Source organism: Oleiphilus sp. HI0061, from assembly GCF_001635675.1.
The window spans coordinates 1-964 of sequence record NZ_LWFE01001609.1 but is presented as its reverse complement, the minus strand read 5'-3'; the positions used below and the strand labels follow the sequence as shown (position 1 = coordinate 964).

Genomic DNA, 964 nt, shown 5'->3' with positions numbered 1-964 from the left:
ATGTTTGATACTCGAAAAATCAAGAATGTCGTTCACCAGGATATTCAAGCGCTGCGAGGTGTTAGAGATAAGCTCAATCTTGTTTTTTTGGTCTGGACTTAAGCTCTGCTGATCACTTTCGATTAATACTTTTGCTAGCCCCGAGATACCTTGTAAAGGCGTTCGTAGTTCGTGAGAGGTAGTGGCCAAAAACTCATCTTTGAAGGCATCCATTTCGATAAGTTCTTTATTTCGACTTTTTAGTTGCTTCGACATCGCCTCTACTAAGTCTAGGTTCTTCAGATAGTTCCGTTGAAGGGCGATGGACTGGGAGATAACAAAAGCCAGTACGCCAAAATGTGCGACATTAAAAGGTGTGCCGAAAATACCATTGGCTTTGAGTACATCATGAATAACGGTAAGCGCCAAAATAAGCAAGCTGGCGCCAAAAGCTTTAACCCGTTTTCCACCTGCCTGAACAACTTTTAAGTACATAGCCATTGCAAAGGTGACGCTAATTAATACCAGTACCTGAAATGCCACATTCAACTCGGTGTATATTCGGTTCTCGAATGCCAGGCAGATAAAGACAAAGGGGGTGATTAGCACCCATGAGACTCTCATGGTAAAGGCCGGGATATATTTCCGGTATAAGGCGCTAAAGAAGCCCATAAAGAAAGGAAGCGTCAGGTAAAAACTTAAATGCTCAAGGCGTTGGAGGCTTGCCCAGCTGAACCAGTCAAATAAGTGCAGAACCCGCTCATCAATCATTAAGCGCCTGAAGCCCACAGCCAAGCACAATAGACCAAAGTATAGAGCGCTAACCTCTTTTGAGCGGAAGGCGAATAATGAAAAATTATACAGGCCGATTGCAATTAGAATTGAGCCAAAGAAGACTGCCGATATGATCGGACGATACTCCATATTGAAACGGCCGGCCTCGCCCGTCATGCGTAGACTAAACCATATGCCGCCCTCGCGATAA

Annotated in this window: 1 protein-coding gene; it reads right to left on the bottom strand. The window is 44.4% G+C overall.

Annotated features, from left to right (window positions below; all coding sequences use genetic code 11):
* The coding region (locus A3735_RS24915; RefSeq protein ID WP_304440021.1) for a 7TM diverse intracellular signaling domain-containing protein at positions 1 to 930 on the bottom strand (930 nt) is incomplete at its 3' end.
* Positions 931 to 964 lie beyond the last annotated feature (34 nt).